The organism is Sphingobacterium bambusae, from assembly GCF_033955345.1.
Taxonomy (GTDB): domain Bacteria; phylum Bacteroidota; class Bacteroidia; order Sphingobacteriales; family Sphingobacteriaceae; genus Sphingobacterium; species Sphingobacterium bambusae.
Map to the genome: position 1 here is coordinate 4,812,833 of NZ_CP138332.1, position 14,846 is coordinate 4,827,678.

The 14,846-nt window shown below is 46.1% G+C and carries 8 protein-coding genes, 2 tRNA genes and 3 rRNA genes; 10 read left to right on the forward strand and 3 right to left on the reverse strand.

What is annotated here, in order from left to right:
• Window positions 1–8: 8 nt before the first annotated feature.
• A complete protein-coding gene (locus tag SCB77_RS19925; protein WP_320183760.1) occupies window positions 9–2,666 on the reverse strand; it encodes a glycoside hydrolase family 78 protein in 2,658 nt (885 codons plus the stop codon).
• A gap of 443 nt (window positions 2,667–3,109) precedes the next feature.
• Complete coding sequence (locus SCB77_RS19930; protein ID WP_320183761.1) at window positions 3,110–3,475, reverse strand: diacylglycerol kinase family protein; 366 nt, start codon at window positions 3,473–3,475, stop codon at window positions 3,110–3,112.
• 292 nt (window positions 3,476–3,767) lie between these two features.
• Between SCB77_RS19930 and SCB77_RS19935 the strand changes: the two genes are divergently transcribed.
• From SCB77_RS19935 to rrf, 6 genes are all read left to right on the forward strand, one after another.
• Entirely contained in the window at window positions 3,768–5,588 is a 1,821-nt protein-coding gene (locus SCB77_RS19935) for a sensor histidine kinase (RefSeq protein WP_320183762.1), read from the forward strand.
• A 603-nt stretch (window positions 5,589–6,191) separates the two neighbouring features.
• Window positions 6,192–7,721: ribosomal RNA gene (locus SCB77_RS19940) — 16S ribosomal RNA — on the forward strand.
• A gap of 111 nt (window positions 7,722–7,832) precedes the next feature.
• Window positions 7,833–7,906 (forward strand) — tRNA-Ile (locus SCB77_RS19945).
• An 86-nt stretch (window positions 7,907–7,992) separates the two neighbouring features.
• A tRNA-Ala gene (locus SCB77_RS19950) sits at window positions 7,993–8,066 on the forward strand.
• A gap of 210 nt (window positions 8,067–8,276) precedes the next feature.
• Window positions 8,277–11,160, forward strand: a 23S ribosomal RNA gene (locus tag SCB77_RS19955).
• 139 nt (window positions 11,161–11,299) lie between these two features.
• Window positions 11,300–11,411, forward strand: a 5S ribosomal RNA gene (gene rrf, locus SCB77_RS19960).
• The 16S, 23S and 5S rRNA genes sit together here with 2 tRNA genes alongside, the layout of an rRNA operon.
• Window positions 11,412–11,465: 54 nt before the next feature.
• Here rrf and SCB77_RS19965 read toward each other — a convergent pair.
• A complete protein-coding gene (locus SCB77_RS19965) occupies window positions 11,466–11,723 on the reverse strand; it encodes a hypothetical protein (protein ID WP_320183763.1) in 258 nt (85 codons plus the stop codon).
• A 349-nt stretch (window positions 11,724–12,072) separates the two neighbouring features.
• Here SCB77_RS19965 and SCB77_RS19970 point away from each other — a divergent pair, with 349 nt between their 5' ends.
• From SCB77_RS19970 to SCB77_RS19985, 4 genes are all read left to right on the forward strand, one after another.
• Window positions 12,073–12,315 carry a hypothetical protein gene (locus SCB77_RS19970; protein WP_320183764.1) on the forward strand — a complete coding sequence of 81 codons (243 nt, stop codon included), beginning with the start codon at window positions 12,073–12,075 and terminating at the stop codon, window positions 12,313–12,315.
• A 70-nt stretch (window positions 12,316–12,385) separates the two neighbouring features.
• Window positions 12,386–13,369 carry a lipoate--protein ligase gene (locus SCB77_RS19975; protein WP_320183765.1) on the forward strand — a complete coding sequence of 328 codons (984 nt, stop codon included), beginning with the start codon at window positions 12,386–12,388 and terminating at the stop codon, window positions 13,367–13,369.
• A 122-nt stretch (window positions 13,370–13,491) separates the two neighbouring features.
• A complete protein-coding gene (locus tag SCB77_RS19980) occupies window positions 13,492–13,797 on the forward strand; it encodes a hypothetical protein (protein ID WP_320183766.1) in 306 nt (101 codons plus the stop codon).
• A gap of 48 nt (window positions 13,798–13,845) precedes the next feature.
• Window positions 13,846–14,748 (forward strand): TIGR01777 family oxidoreductase, encoded by a 903-nt coding sequence (locus tag SCB77_RS19985; protein ID WP_320183767.1) that lies wholly within the window; start codon window positions 13,846–13,848, stop codon window positions 14,746–14,748.
• Window positions 14,749–14,846 lie beyond the last annotated feature (98 nt).

Here is a 14,846-nt window from a genome sequence, read left to right on the forward strand (position 1 = left end):
ATTTTCGATTATTTCATTTTTGTCGTGTAGGTATACGTTCCTGACCCCACGCGCAAGGATTTTTGATCTTCGTCCTGCTGCGGAAGTACGATGTTGGCTCTTGTGTTTGGTGGAATGGATACCTTGAGACTAAACAGGTCGTTTTTTATCTCCCACGATACCGACACTTTTCCATATGGCGTTTCCAAAGAGGCCCGGGCTTCCTTGATGCCGCCCCCCAGAATAGGGGCAATGCGAATATCCTTGTAGCCCGCCGTCTCGGCATGTATGCCTGCTATGTTTTTGTACATCCAATCGCCAATAGCACCGTACGCATAATGGTTGAAAGAATTCATGGATGCCGTCTGGAAGGTGCCATCGGGCTTGATGCCATCCCAACGTTCCCATATCGTTGTGGCGCCCATCTTAACGGGATACAACCAGGAGGGATAGGTTTCCTGCATCAGCAAGTCATAAGCTACCTGTTGATGCCCAAAACGAGAGAGAACATGACAAAGATAGGGGGTGCCCAAGAATCCGGTCGTAAGATGGTTCCCATAGCTTCGCACATTTTCTACTAAGCGTTCTGCTGCCTGCTGCCGCAAATCTACCGGCAACATATCGAATTGGAGCGCCAGCACGTAAGCCGTTTGTGTAGATGATACCAATCTTCCGCTAGGGGTCAAGTATTCTTGCTGAAACGCGCTTCTTATAGCTGTCAAAAGATCCCTGTATGTTTGTTCGTCGCTTGTCTTTCCTAGAATTTTGGCGCTGTTTGCGAGGATTTCCGTGGAATGTGCGTAGAAACATTGGGCAATAAGATACTTGTCTGTTACGGCAGCTCGCCCATCATTATCATCGTCCGGCCGGTAAAATAGCCAATCTCCGAAATGAAATCCGGTATTCCATAGGTCGTTCTTGCTTTTCGAATGCATGAAGTCTACCCAGGCTTTCATACTGTTGTATTGACGCTCCAAAATACCAACATCTCCATAAGCTTGGTACATTCCCCAGGGGACGATCGTCGCTACATCGCCCCACCCGGCAGCGCCGGCATCATTGCCGGTTAAAATGTCGGGGATCACAAAAGGTACGCTTCCGTTTTGATGTTGATCCGCTTCCAAGTCTTTCAACCATTTGCTGAAAAATGCCTGCACATCCATGTTGTAGGCTGCGGTATTAAAAAATGCCTGCGCATCACCTGTCCATCCCAAGCGCTCGTCTCGCTGCGGACAATCGGTAGGGACGTCGACAAAATTGCCTTTTTGCCCCCATACGATATTCTTTTGAAGTTGATTGATCAATGGGTTCGACGTTTCGAAGGTACCTGTTTCCTCCATGTCTGAGTATAGAGCAACGGCAGCAATAGCGGATTCCGACAGCTCGCCGGGATATCCGCTGATCTTCACGTAGCGAAATCCCTGAAAAGAGAAGTGCGGTGAAAAAGATTGTTCCTGATCGGAACCTAAAACGTAGCGGTTTTGTTGTTTTGCTGACCGAAGGTTGGTCGTGTAAAAGTTTCCATTCCGGTCGAGTACCTCGGCGTGCTCGACGATTATGGTCGTGCCGGCTTCACCTTGTGCATTTATTTCTACCCAGCCCACCATATTTTGTCCAAAGTCGACTATGATATCACCCGTGGCCGTTCTACTGATCTTCTGCGGCTTGAGGCGTTCTCTTTTTCTAACTAGCGGGGATTGATTGCCTACAAGATTGTCATAAGGGTAGGGTAGTGTTTGAACCGGTAGCCATGCAGGCGATTCGGTATACTCCGCTAGTTTCCAACCCTTTTTCGCTAACCGCGCATCATAGGTTTCCCCGTCGTATATGTCGGAAGAAATAATGGCACCGAAGCTTGTTTTCCAACTATCGTCTGTTTTCCATGTCTCCTGACTTCCGTCTGTATAGGTTATTTCTACTTGCAGAAGCAGGGCTCTGGTATCACCATAAAAGGCACGTTGGTTATTGAAGCCTATACGGCCGCGGTACCAGCCATCGCCTAACACGGCCGAAACCGTGTTTTTTCCAACGTTCAATAGCGCAGTAACATCAAAAGCCTGATATTGTATTTGCTTTTTATAGCTCGTCCATCCCGGCGTGAGGTACGCATCCCCTATTTTTTGACCGTTAATGTAGGCTTCGTAGAGACCTCTAGCTGATACATGCGCAGTGGCGGATTTGATTTTTTTCTTGATCGTGTAGCTTTTACGAAACAATGGACTTGCCATGGATGTGTCTTTCCCCGGCACACCTATCCATTGTGCCTTCCAGCTGGATACCCCAAGTGCCATTCGCCAATGTTGTACCTTGCTCCAAGCAGAGCGGTTGCCATGGTTATCTTGAACACGTACCTGCCAATAATATGGTTTGCCGGATTCTAACACCGGACCGGCATATGGAAGAGCGATAGATTGTTCGGTTTGTCCTTTTGTTATCCAATGTAGATTTTTACCACGAACAAGATCTTGCTCAGCTTTGGCAACCCGCACTTCGTAGGATTGCTGCACGGTCTCTGGCGTAGTGGATAGAATTTTCCAGCTCATTAGTGGATGATCACTCGTCACCGTAAGAGGCGTATGCTGATGGTCAATACGTAGGTCGCTTACGGACAGGCCTTGTGCCATCGCGAAATAGGTTCCGTTCACGAGCAGGCAAAAAGCGACGGAAAGAAGAGGTAGTAAACGCATAAAAGTCGATAAAGGTTTAAAATCGATATAGCCAGTTACGCTTGTCGTCGGTAAATCATGTGATCACCTCGGGGATATTAGCGTTTCTGATCAGTCTAAGGTATTAAAAAAGCGTAATAAATGCAATGAATAGCTAGCATGCAGCGGGTTAAAATAAAAAAATCCTTTAGCAGGGTGCCTCAGGATTCTTTTAAACTAACCAATTATTAACCTAAAAATTATGAGTTAAACATCGTACAATTGCTGTGCCATCTTGGGCGTGTCACTTTAATATTACGAATTTGTGTCCGAAGTGCAGGCAAAAGCGCTAAGCCAGCCCCCGCTCAACCGGCGAGATCGTGCTCGAAAACCGTGAAAAGTTTGCACTGCCAATACAGTCTCGGTCACTGTTGTCTATTGCGTACAGACAATGCCTTGTTTTTTGTACAGCACGTACGAAAAGCTTAGATCCGCGGCAGAAAGACCAATAAACCGACAATGACGGAAGCTAGTGCAGCGACGAGTACAGCTGCTGCAGCGACATCTTTCGCTTTTTTTACAAGTGGATGCCAAGTCGGTGAAACGATATCCGCTAACTGCTCCACCGCAGTGTTAATAAGTTCCATGCTGACTACAAATGCGATGCATAAGGTAAGGGCGATCCAGTCTCGGGAGGATACCTTGAGATAGATTCCGACGATGATAACCAACACCGTTGATGCGAGATGTATCTTGGCGTTGGTTTCTTCTTTGAACAGCGTGATTAGGCCATTGATAGCGTATTTAAAGCTTTTTAAGCGCGATTTTACATTTATTTTCTTTTCTTTCATGGTGGATGTCGCAGCTAATGCTTGCTAAAATGGGTAAAATTTATGAGGATTACTTGGTGTTTTTTGCGACGTTGTAAATTTAGGACACATAATTAGCCTATTTGCTAGCTTTTCTTATTTTTGTAGCATCATATTAACCTCATAAAGTACAGACGGTTTGACACCTACCTTGAAAACAGTAACACTAAGCATGTTTTTTCTCTTGCTTAGTTTTTTTGCGATAGCTCAACAATCCGGTTGGGACAGATTGAATAGCGAGTTAGCTAAGCTTAGCGACGACTCGTCTAAAGTTATGGCGCATTATAAAGTATCGACAGAATTGTATAAAAGTGCTCCCCAAGAAGCGAAAGATATAGCAGAAAAAGGATATGAGCTAGCTGTAGAAAACAAAATGGAGGAGGTTGAATTATCTTTTCTTAATGTGATAGGCGTTATTGAATCTAAATTGTACCATTTTGACGAGAGTATAAAGACACATTTTAAAGTGCTTCGCGCGCGGGAGAAACGAGGTGATAAACAAGGTGCTATGCTATCTCTGCTTAACATCGGCAACGTATTCAATATGAGTAGAGATGCGAATCAAGCACTTATTTATTATGAAAAAGCAATGTTGCTAGCTCGGGAAGTGAATGATTTGCGGAACGAAGCCAATATCGCCGTTAATATAGGTAACATTCGTGCGCAAGGCGCCTTGAAGGGCAGTAGCAAAAGCGATGTGATCGCTGCGATATCCTATCTCTTAAAAACCGTCGATTTTTGTAAGCGTAAAGCACCTGAAGTGGATTTATATAATTGCTATATTCTGCTTGGGTATCTGTATCTCAAAAATGAGGATGTCAATAAAAGTGAGTATTACACCGATTTGGCTATTGGTATTGCCGAAGCAGGTGATTTTACCTATGGAATTTGTTACTCGCGGATAAATAAAGCAAATATTTTTGTCCGAAGAGGTCAGTTTGATCTTGCGCAAAAGGAAGTGGACATTATCCGAAGTAACATAAAGAAAAGTGGACTACATGATCTGTACGACGAATTTAGTTCGGACTTTACAAAAATAGCAAAGGCGATTCAGGAAAACGATAGAAATATTGTGCTTACGGACGTCGATAGTGCTACACGCGCAGATAGCGAAGCTGCGGAGTTGATTCGTCTTAAAGTGCGCGAGGAACTTCGAGAAAAATATGACACCGAGAAAAAAGAACTGGAAAATCGGAACCTGCTGTTGGAAAATGCCGCCGTAGAACGCGAATCGCTCTTATTTAAAATCCTACTGGGCGGAGCCGCCGCCTTGTTGCTTATGTTTATCCTCATGTTGGTATTGTTGCAACGCAAGAATCGGCAACTGCATATGGAAAAGAGCAAGGTCGAACAGGCACGAGATGAAGTAAAGGAACAAGCAGAGAAAATACAGCTACAGCACCAAGAGCTGGTTCAGGCCGACCGTTTTCGTTCGCGTATTTTCTCGGTGGTATCCCACGATCTGCGTGCCCCGATAGCCAATTTTCAAGTATTGCTTTCGGTATCCCGTTTAGTAGACTTGCCTGCAGACGATATTAAGAACACCTTGATTGCTATTGGGCAGGAGGTAGAAACGGCGTCTAAAATGTTGGATGAATTGCTCGTTTGGTCGTCGCAGCAGATGAGTAACGAGAGTTTGACTTTCCAACAGCTCAAGGTACATGATTTGGTCGATGAATGTAAATTGCTTTTTGCAGATCGACTACGTATCAAGGAACTGACGCTTTTAAACAAAGTCGATCCGCAGGTTGTTATTTCTGGCGATCTGAAGCGCTTTGAATTTATTCTGCGTAATATCATCAGTAATGCCATTAAATTTAGCTTCTTGGGAAAAACGGTGACCGTATCTCATCAAGAATTAGTGCAGGAAGTAATTATCGCTATCACTGATGAAGGCGCGGGTATGGATGCCGAAAAGCTGCAGAAACTGCAGGGCAGGGATATGCAAGAAAGTTACTTAGGAACATTTCAGGAAAAGGGTGCGGGTATTGGTTTGATGCTTTGTCATGAGTTTGCAAATCGAATGGGCTGGTATATTCGGATGGAAAGTAAAATTGGACTCGGTAGCGTGTTTTATATATGCATACCGAAATAGGGGAGCTTGAGGTATAGTGTAAATGGCAGGCTTGTTCCTATTTTGCTAGCTCGAAATAATGTTCATAGGCTCCCCATTGGTGCATTTTATCTTTTTCTTCAAAAATATCGCACAGTATTCCAGCGTCTTGTGTGCTGTCCGAAAGAAATAAGCTGGAATAGTTTGGAAGATATATGCCAAAGTTTCTATCTTTGCACCACTCCGCAAGGGAGGGACGATTGAAAAGCGAAAAACAGAAGATGGAAAAAGCCTTTAACGAAGGGCGTTTCCACGGTTAAAAGGCCCGAAAGGGCATCGAAAAAAAAAGTTCAACTTTATTTTGCGAAACCGAAAAAGTCTTCTACCTTTGCAGTCCCAACGAGAAGGAGGGAAACAAACAAGATAGTTCGGGCAGCGATGCCACGATATATAAAAAGCCAAAGCGCGACGCGGCGGCGAAGAAAGTTCTTTAAGAAAGATGATCATGTAGCGTAACGAGTAGTCGGAAGATGAAAGTTAGCAATAACAAAAAAATCAACCTGTCAATTACGGATCGTAAGATACAACAAAAAACGATTCCGGTTATTTATTAGTAAATAGCCTGGTATCGAACAATTCATTATTACAATGGAGAGTTTGATCCTGGCTCAGGATGAACGCTAGCGGCAGGCCTAATACATGCAAGTCGGACGGGATCTATCGGAGAGCTTGCTCGAAGATAGTGAGAGTGGCGCACGGGTGCGTAACGCGTGAGCAACCTACCCATATCAGGGGGATAGCCCGGAGAAATCCGGATTAAGACCGCATAATACATCACCTTCGCATGGAGAAGCTGTTAAATATTTATAGGATATGGATGGGCTCGCGTGACATTAGCTAGTTGGTGGGGTAACGGCTCACCAAGGCGACGATGTCTAGGGGCTCTGAGAGGAGAATCCCCCACACTGGTACTGAGACACGGACCAGACTCCTACGGGAGGCAGCAGTAAGGAATATTGGTCAATGGGCGGAAGCCTGAACCAGCCATGCCGCGTGCAGGACGACTGCCCTATGGGTTGTAAACTGCTTTTGTCGAGGAATAAACCTATCCACGTGTGGATAGCTGAACGTACTCGAAGAATAAGGATCGGCTAACTCCGTGCCAGCAGCCGCGGTAATACGGAGGATCCGAGCGTTATCCGGATTTATTGGGTTTAAAGGGTGCGTAGGCGGTTTTTTAAGTCAGGAGTGAAAGACGGCAGCTCAACTGTCGCAGTGCTCTTGATACTGAAGAACTTGAATGCCGTTGAAGATGGCGGAATGAGACAAGTAGCGGTGAAATGCATAGATATGTCTCAGAACTCCGATTGCGAAGGCAGCTATCTAAGCGGTGATTGACGCTGATGCACGAAAGCGTGGGGATCGAACAGGATTAGATACCCTGGTAGTCCACGCCCTAAACGATGATGACTCGATGTTAGCGATATACAGTTAGCGTCCAAGCGAAAGCGTTAAGTCATCCACCTGGGGAGTACGCCCGCAAGGGTGAAACTCAAAGGAATTGACGGGGGCCCGCACAAGCGGAGGAGCATGTGGTTTAATTCGATGATACGCGAGGAACCTTACCCGGGCTTGAAAGTTACTGAATGATCTAGAGATAGATCAGTCCTTCGGGACAGGAAACTAGGTGCTGCATGGCTGTCGTCAGCTCGTGCCGTGAGGTGTTGGGTTAAGTCCCGCAACGAGCGCAACCCCTATGTTTAGTTGCCAGCATGTAATGGTGGGGACTCTAAACAGACTGCCCGTGCAAACGGTGAGGAAGGCGGGGACGACGTCAAGTCATCATGGCCCTTACGTCCGGGGCTACACACGTGCTACAATGGATGGTACAACGGGCAGCTACACAGCAATGTGATGCCAATCTCTAAAAGCCATTCACAGTTCGGATCGGGGTCTGCAACTCGACCCCGTGAAGTTGGATTCGCTAGTAATCGCGTATCAGCAATGACGCGGTGAATACGTTCCCGGGCCTTGTACACACCGCCCGTCAAGCCATGAAAGTTGGGGGTGCCTAAAGCATGTAACCGCAAGGAGCGTGTTAGGGCAAAACCGATAATTGGGGCTAAGTCGTAACAAGGTAGCCGTACCGGAAGGTGCGGCTGGAATACCTCCTTTCTAGAGTGTCCTAATTGACACTCGTTGCGCCACATCATGATCGTTAAGAAAAGAAGAAAGTGCCCACCCCGAGAGGACGTGGATACCGAGAGAAGATGAGAAAGATAAGCTAGTCCCGTAGCTCAGTTGGTTAGAGCACTACACTGATAATGTAGGGGTCAGCAGTTCAAATCTGCTCGGGACTACGGAAAGTAATGCGTATAGCGTATTGCGTACCGCGAATTTTTATGGCGACATTGAAATCGCACTACCCATTACCCACTACAAAAAAGGGGAATTAGCTCAGCTGGCTAGAGCACCTGCCTTGCACGCAGGGGGTCAACGGTTCGAATCCGTTATTCTCCACATTTCAAAGTAAAAATTAAAAAGTAAAAAATAAAAAGACCTACAAGGTTTTTGACTTTTGGATTTTGACTTTTTACTTCGAATCCGTTCTTTGACATATTGAAAGAAAGAAAACACAAGAGAAGACAACAATGGTTTGAAAGTCAAACACTAGTTGTTTGATTAGTAGAACAAAGGCAGCCATATACCTAGCAAAAGGGGTATATGAGCGAAGAAAGTAACAAAGGGCACACGGGGGATGTCTAGGCTCTCAGAGGCGATGAAGGACGTGATAAGCTGCGATAAGCCACGGGGATCAGCAAATGTGACTTGATCCGTGGATTTCCGAATGGGGCAACCTAACATACTGAAGGTATGTTGTATAATACGCGAACGCGCCGAACTGAAACATCTAAGTAAGCGTAGGAGGAGAAAATAATAATGATTTCCCAAGTAGTGGCGAGCGAACGGGAAAGAGCCCAAACCGCTATTGTTACGGCAATAGCGGGGTTGTAGGACCACGAGATGTGATTCGTCGAGCGAAGTGGAACCGGATGGGAAGCCGGGCAATATGGGTGATAGCCCCGTACACGTAAGCGGAACGACGCTAGTGGTATCCTGAGTACCGCGGGACCGGAGAAATCCTGTGGGAATCTGCCAGCACCATCTGGCAAGGCTAAATACTCCTGAGAGACCGATAGTGGACCAGTACCGTGAGGGAAAGATGAAAAGAACCCCGAACAGGGGAGTGAAAAGAACCTGAAACCGTGTGCTTACAAGCGGTCGGAGCAGATTTATTCTGTGACGGCGTGCCTTTTGCATAATGAGCCTACGAGTTACTCTTATCTGGCAAGGTTAAGTCCTTCAGGGACGCAGCCGAAGCGAAAGCGAGTCTGAATAGGGCGCATAGTCAGGTGAGGTAGACGCGAAACCTTGTGATCTACCCTTGGGCAGGTTGAAGTTGCGGTAACACGTAATGGAGGACCGAACCGATAAACGTTGAAAAGTTTCCGGATGACCTGAGGGTAGGGGTGAAAGGCCAATCAAACTGGGAAATAGCTCGTACTCCCCGAAATGTTTTTAGGAACAGCGTCGGCATAGAGTCTAGTAGAGGTAGAGCTACCGATTGGGTGCGGGGGAGTCAAATCCTACCAAATCCAGACGAACTCCGAATGCTACATAGATATGGCCGGCAGTGAGGCTTTGGGTGCTAAGGTCCAAGGCCGAGAGGGAAAGAACCCAGACCATCAGCTAAGGTCCCCAAATATACGCTAAGTTGAACTAACGAGGTCCGGTTGCCCAGACAGCTAGGATGTTGGCTTGGAAGCAGCCATTCATTTAAAGAGTGCGTAACAGCTCACTAGTCGAGCGGCCGGGCGTGGATAATAAACGGGCATCAAGTGTATTACCGAAGCTATGGATTTGTAGCACAAGCTACATCTGGTAGGGGAGCATTCTATGAGGGGTGAATCCGTCAGGTGACTGATGGTGGACTTTATAGAAAAGCAAATGTAGGCATAAGTAACGATAAGGCGGGTGAGAAACCCGCCCACCGAAAGACTAAGGTTTCCTGATCAACGCTAATCGGATCAGGGTTAGTCGGGGCCTAAGGCGCATCCGAAGGGAGCAAGCCGATGGACAACGGGTTAATATTCCCGTACTTTTTATAACTGCGATGTGGTGACGGAGTAGTGACACTGCCGCGAACTGACGGAATAGTTCGTTAAAGTGCGTAGGTATACAGACTGTAGGCAAATCCGCAGACTGTGCTGAAACATGATAGTACCGCAAACCTTCGGGAGCGTGGATAGTGCAGGTAATCAGACTTCCAAGAAAACCCGCTAAGCTTCAGGTTATAAAAACCCGTACCGTAAACCGACACAGGTGGTCGAGGAGAGAATCCTAAGGTGCTCGAGTGAATCATGGCTAAGGAACTCGGCAAAATGGCCCTGTAACTTCGGGAGAAGGGGCGCTGTCTCGCAAGAGCAGCCGCAGTGAAAAGGCCCAGGCGACTGTTTAGCAAAAACATATGGCTTTGCGAAATCGAAAGATGAAGTATAAGGCCTGACACCTGCCCGGTGCTGGAAGGTTAAGAGGGGATGTCATCGCAAGAGAAGCATTGAATCGAAGCCCCAGTAAACGGCGGCCGTAACTATAACGGTCCTAAGGTAGCGAAATTCCTTGTCGGGTAAGTTCCGACCTGCACGAATGGTGTAACGATCTGGGCGCTGTCTCAGCCATGAGCTCGGTGAAATTGTGGTATCGGTGAAGACGCCGGTTACCCGCAACGGGACGGAAAGACCCCATGCACCTTCACTATAGCTTAACATTGAAATTGGGTACAGGATGTGTAGGATAGGCGGGAGATGTTGAAGCGGGTTCGCCAGGATCCGTGGAATCAACCTTGAAATACCGCCCTTTCTGTATTCGGTTTCTAACTCGATCATGTCGAGGACATTGTTTGGTGGGTAGTTTGACTGGGGTGGTCGCCTCCAAAAAGGTAACGGAGGCTTTCAAAGGTAAGCTCAGTACGCTTGGTAACCGTACGTGGAGTGCAATGGCATAAGCTTGCTTGACTGTGAGACCAACAAGTCGACCAGGGTCGAAAGACGGACATAGTGATCCGGTGGTTCTGTATGGAAGGGCCATCGCTCAAAGGATAAAAGGTACGCTGGGGATAACAGGCTGATCTCCCCCAAGAGCTCATATCGACGGGGAGGTTTGGCACCTCGATGTCGGCTCGTCACATCCTGGGGCTGGAGAAGGTCCCAAGGGTTGGGCTGTTCGCCCATTAAAGTGGCACGCGAGCTGGGTTCAGAACGTCGCGAGACAGTTCGGTCCCTATCTGTTGTGGGCGCTGGAAGTTTGAGTGGATCTGACCTTAGTACGAGAGGACCGGGTTGGACGGACCGCTGGTGAACCTGTTATGCCGCCAGGTGTACGGCAGGGTAGCTACGTCCGGAATAGATAAGCGCTGAAAGCATCTAAGTGCGAAACTAGCCACGAGATGAGACTTCCTTATAGGGTCGTTGTAGATGACAACGTTGATAGGTCATAGGTGTAAAGGTTGAGAGACCAAAGCCGAGTGGTACTAATAGCCCGAAGCTTTCCACGCCGGTAGAACGTTGTTGTCTTCCTTCTTTTTCTTTCTTTCAATGCATGTCATCATGCAATTAAAAATTAAAATGTAAAAATTAAAAAGTCCTGTATGGTTTTTTACTTTTGAATTTTGACTTTTTACTTTGCAAAGATATTCAGGTGCCTATATCGGCGGTGTCTACCTCTTCCCATTCCGAACAGAGAAGTCAAGCCCGCCAGAGCCGATGGTATTGCCGTAACAGGTGGGAGAGTAGGTCGGCGCCTAATTTTAAACGAGGCCCCTTCAGGAAACTGGAGGGGCCTTTGTGTTTTATACGCCATCTAGTTCGCAATACGCATTACCCAATACGCACTACTTTCGATTAACAAAACGGCCTTCAGGGAGCCTACGATCCACTTTTCGGCATTTTCAAAGCTGCGCATGCTACGTAGCATGCGTTTCTCGGCAAGAAGATACTTTCCTTTGATGGGCTTCAGGAACTCGTCTTCACCTGTTTTCTTCCAGTTGTAAGATGTTCGGTTCTCTTCCGCACGTGTTTTTTCCGTATCGGAGAACGACGGAATCTGCTTGCGTAGCATCAGGTTTTGTTTGACGGATGTCTTTATTGCACCTTCATAGACATCAGTTATTCATTTGTGCATCAAACGGACAAAGACGTGCTTCAATGTCGGGAAAACAGACGACTGTGCGCCGTTGGCGTTCTTCAGCATCTCTTAGGAATCTTACAAAATGTTTGTGACAACCTTTTGTTTGGGGAAGGTGGGTGTTGTTATAGTTAATTGAATTGTCGGCTAACGAATGCTACGTAGCATTCGTTGGTTGATCTGCGGCGGATCGACGTTGATGTTCAACAATGTAACATTGATCTTTAAGGCATCAAGATTGATGTTCTACAAAGCTATACTGATGTTCTAGAATGGAACACTGATGTTTGAGAGCGAGACGTTGATGTCTGTTGGTCAGGTATTGATGGATGAGGAGATGATTTTGATAGCCATCGTCGGCTTGTCGAGGTTGGAGGAAACCTTATTGATCTTGGACTTTGCGTTATTGTTTTCCGTATATGAAGCGCTGTACGTATGCAGAGGCTGGCTGATGGTCAAGGAGAGCTTTTTGAAGGATGAAACCGATATACTGCAGGAAGTAGCGTGCATATTTTCAATAACTTAATCAATTTTGACAATCTAGGGATAGACTGTAATGATAAAGGGATTAAATTTGAAATACTTATTGTACTAGTATGCTTGTCATAGAATCTCCTTATACCGATGCGTATTTTAATATAGCATCTGAAGAATATTTGTTAAATCGATTCCCAACGGAAGATATTTTTCTACTGTACGTCAATGCTCCCTCGATCATTGTAGGTAAGTTTCAGAATACCTTGGCCGAAATCAACTTGGACTATGTAGAAGATAACAAAATTGATGTTGTGAGGAGACTTTCTGGCGGTGGAGCGGTGTACCATGATCTTGGAAACCTTAACTTTTCCTTTCATACCTTGTTGGGCAACAATGACTTTACCGAGTTTGCTACTTTCACGCAGCCTGTCATTAATCTATTGCAGAGAATTGGCGTTTCTGCAAAGTTGGAAGGTCGTAATGATCTGCTTGTCGATGGGAAGAAGTTCAGCGGAAATGCCAAGACCGTGAAGAAGGGTAAGATGCTGCAACATGGGACTATTTTGTTGAATTCAGATATGAGCGTGTTAGCTGACGCGCTAAAAGTGAATCCATTAAAATTTACGCATAAAGCTGTGAAATCCAATCGTGGACGGGTGACCAATTTGATAGATCATTTTCCAGCAGATTTTCAACTAGGGCAGTTTAAGTCGATGTTGATCGACGAGATATTGCATGCTTCAACGGATTCGAAGCAATATCAGTTTACAGCGGAGGACGTGGAGGAAATACGCAGGCTTGCCCTTGAAAAGTATAGCACCTGGGAATGGAATTTCGGGTTTTCGCCAGATTACAATTTTAATAAAGCGATAAAGATTCCGGCAGGATTTATTGAAATTCATCTAGATGTACATAAAGGGACGATAGAGCAGGCCAAGATCTATGGTGATTTTTTTTCATCGCGGCCTATCGAAGAGTTGGAAGCGGTATTAATTGGGAAAAAACATGATCCGCAGGCGATAGGACAGGTGCTAATGAATGTAGACCTGCCGATTTTTTTCGGCAAGGTGACCACCGAAGAGTTGCTCCCTCTTTTTTATTAGCCCCTTTCTACGAGATGGGAGATAGCTTATCATTATTGTTCCTTATCGGTTATATGGAAAAGATTTACTTTTTTTAAGACAAAATACTTGTTCTTTTGTTCTATTAGAAAACAGCCACAACAATGGAATACAGACCTCAAATAGTAAAATCTTTGCGGACACTTTTTGTATCACGTGAGCACTTGTTTACGGATATTTTGAATATAGCTACGGCGGGAGAAATGCGTCACATTATGGACGCTTTCGAGGATGGTGATGTGTATGATTTCCAACTTTCCCATGTCGAGGATTTGAAAGATCCTAATGTAAAGAAGCTTGTTCATCTGATCCATGAGATGGATCGCGTGCTCGAGGAGGTAAAGACAAGCAATCATATCTTGGATACGGAGCTTTATGAACGAGAAGGTGATTTGGATAAACGTAATTAATTGGCGCAAATCGATGCGTATCGTTAAAAATATACAACCTGTTTTATCATGAAGAATATCTTGATTTCCGGTGGTACTGGATTTGTCGGGAAGGCACTGATTGCCTATCTGCTTGAACATTATCCCGATGTCACGTTGACGATATTGGTTCGTGGTGAAGTTGCTCTAGATCCTTCACCACGGGTGAAGTACTGTTTATGGGACGTGAATAAACGGTTTATTGATCCATCATTATCTGAAGATATCGACACCATCATCCACTTGGCGGGCGCCAACATTGCTGAAAAGCGTTGGACACGCAAGCGCAAAGAACTGCTGCTAAAGAGTAGAACCGAGAGTGGGAAGCTATTGGTGGATTGGATAATGGCACATGGTCGAAAAGTAAAAACCTTTGTTTCGGCTTCTGCCGTAGGCTGGTATGGTGAAGGAAAAGCTGGTCAGCTATTTAAAGAGGACGACCCCGCTGGCAAAGGGTTCTTGGCTGATGTGTGCCGTAAGTGGGAAGCCACTACATCGCCGCTGATAGCGCGAGGGATTCGCGTGGCTTGGATCCGTACCGGATTGGTGCTGCATCCTAGCGGAGGCATGTGGAAGGCTTTATCAGCTTCTTTTCGCTTTGGCATAGCGCCTCGTTTTGCTTCGGGAAGACAGTGTTTTAGCTGGATTGGATTGGCAGATTTGGTTTCCTTGTATGCATTTGTGGCGGCGCATGATCATGTTGTGGGACCGGTAAATGCCGTTGCGCCCCATCCTGTTTCACAACTTGCATTGACGAAGGCCTTGCTGGCCAAGCAATCCGGTTCTTCGCTAGTTTTGCCCGTGCCAAGCTTCCTTTTGAAATTGGCGTTGGGAGAGTTGTCTATCGAGTTGTTGAAAAATGCGGCTGTTAGCGCTGATAAGATACAGCAGGCTGGATTTCAGTTCTCCGCGAAGAACCCATCTGATCTCTAGGTTTTAACATCCTGTAGCCTTGCTATTCGTCGTGCTTCGCTTAATAGGAGCGAGTTTCGGTATACATCACCATGTTATGGAGAGCGAATAGTAAACAG

Coding starts and splice junctions, on each gene's coding strand:
- SCB77_RS19965 (WP_320183763.1), bottom strand. CDS start 11,723: ATGCTACGCAAGCAGATTCCGTCGTTCTCCGATACGGAAAAAACACGT.
- SCB77_RS19980 (WP_320183766.1), top strand. CDS start 13,492: ATGGAATACAGACCTCAAATAGTAAAATCTTTGCGGACACTTTTTGTA.
- SCB77_RS19935 (WP_320183762.1), top strand. CDS start 3,768: ATGGCGCATTATAAAGTATCGACAGAATTGTATAAAAGTGCTCCCCAA.
- SCB77_RS19925 (WP_320183760.1), bottom strand. CDS start 2,666: ATGCGTTTACTACCTCTTCTTTCCGTCGCTTTTTGCCTGCTCGTGAAC.
- SCB77_RS19970 (WP_320183764.1), top strand. CDS start 12,073: ATGTTTGAGAGCGAGACGTTGATGTCTGTTGGTCAGGTATTGATGGAT.
- SCB77_RS19975 (WP_320183765.1), top strand. CDS start 12,386: ATGCTTGTCATAGAATCTCCTTATACCGATGCGTATTTTAATATAGCA.
- SCB77_RS19930 (WP_320183761.1), bottom strand. CDS start 3,475: ATGAAAGAAAAGAAAATAAATGTAAAATCGCGCTTAAAAAGCTTTAAA.
- SCB77_RS19985 (WP_320183767.1), top strand. CDS start 13,846: ATGAAGAATATCTTGATTTCCGGTGGTACTGGATTTGTCGGGAAGGCA.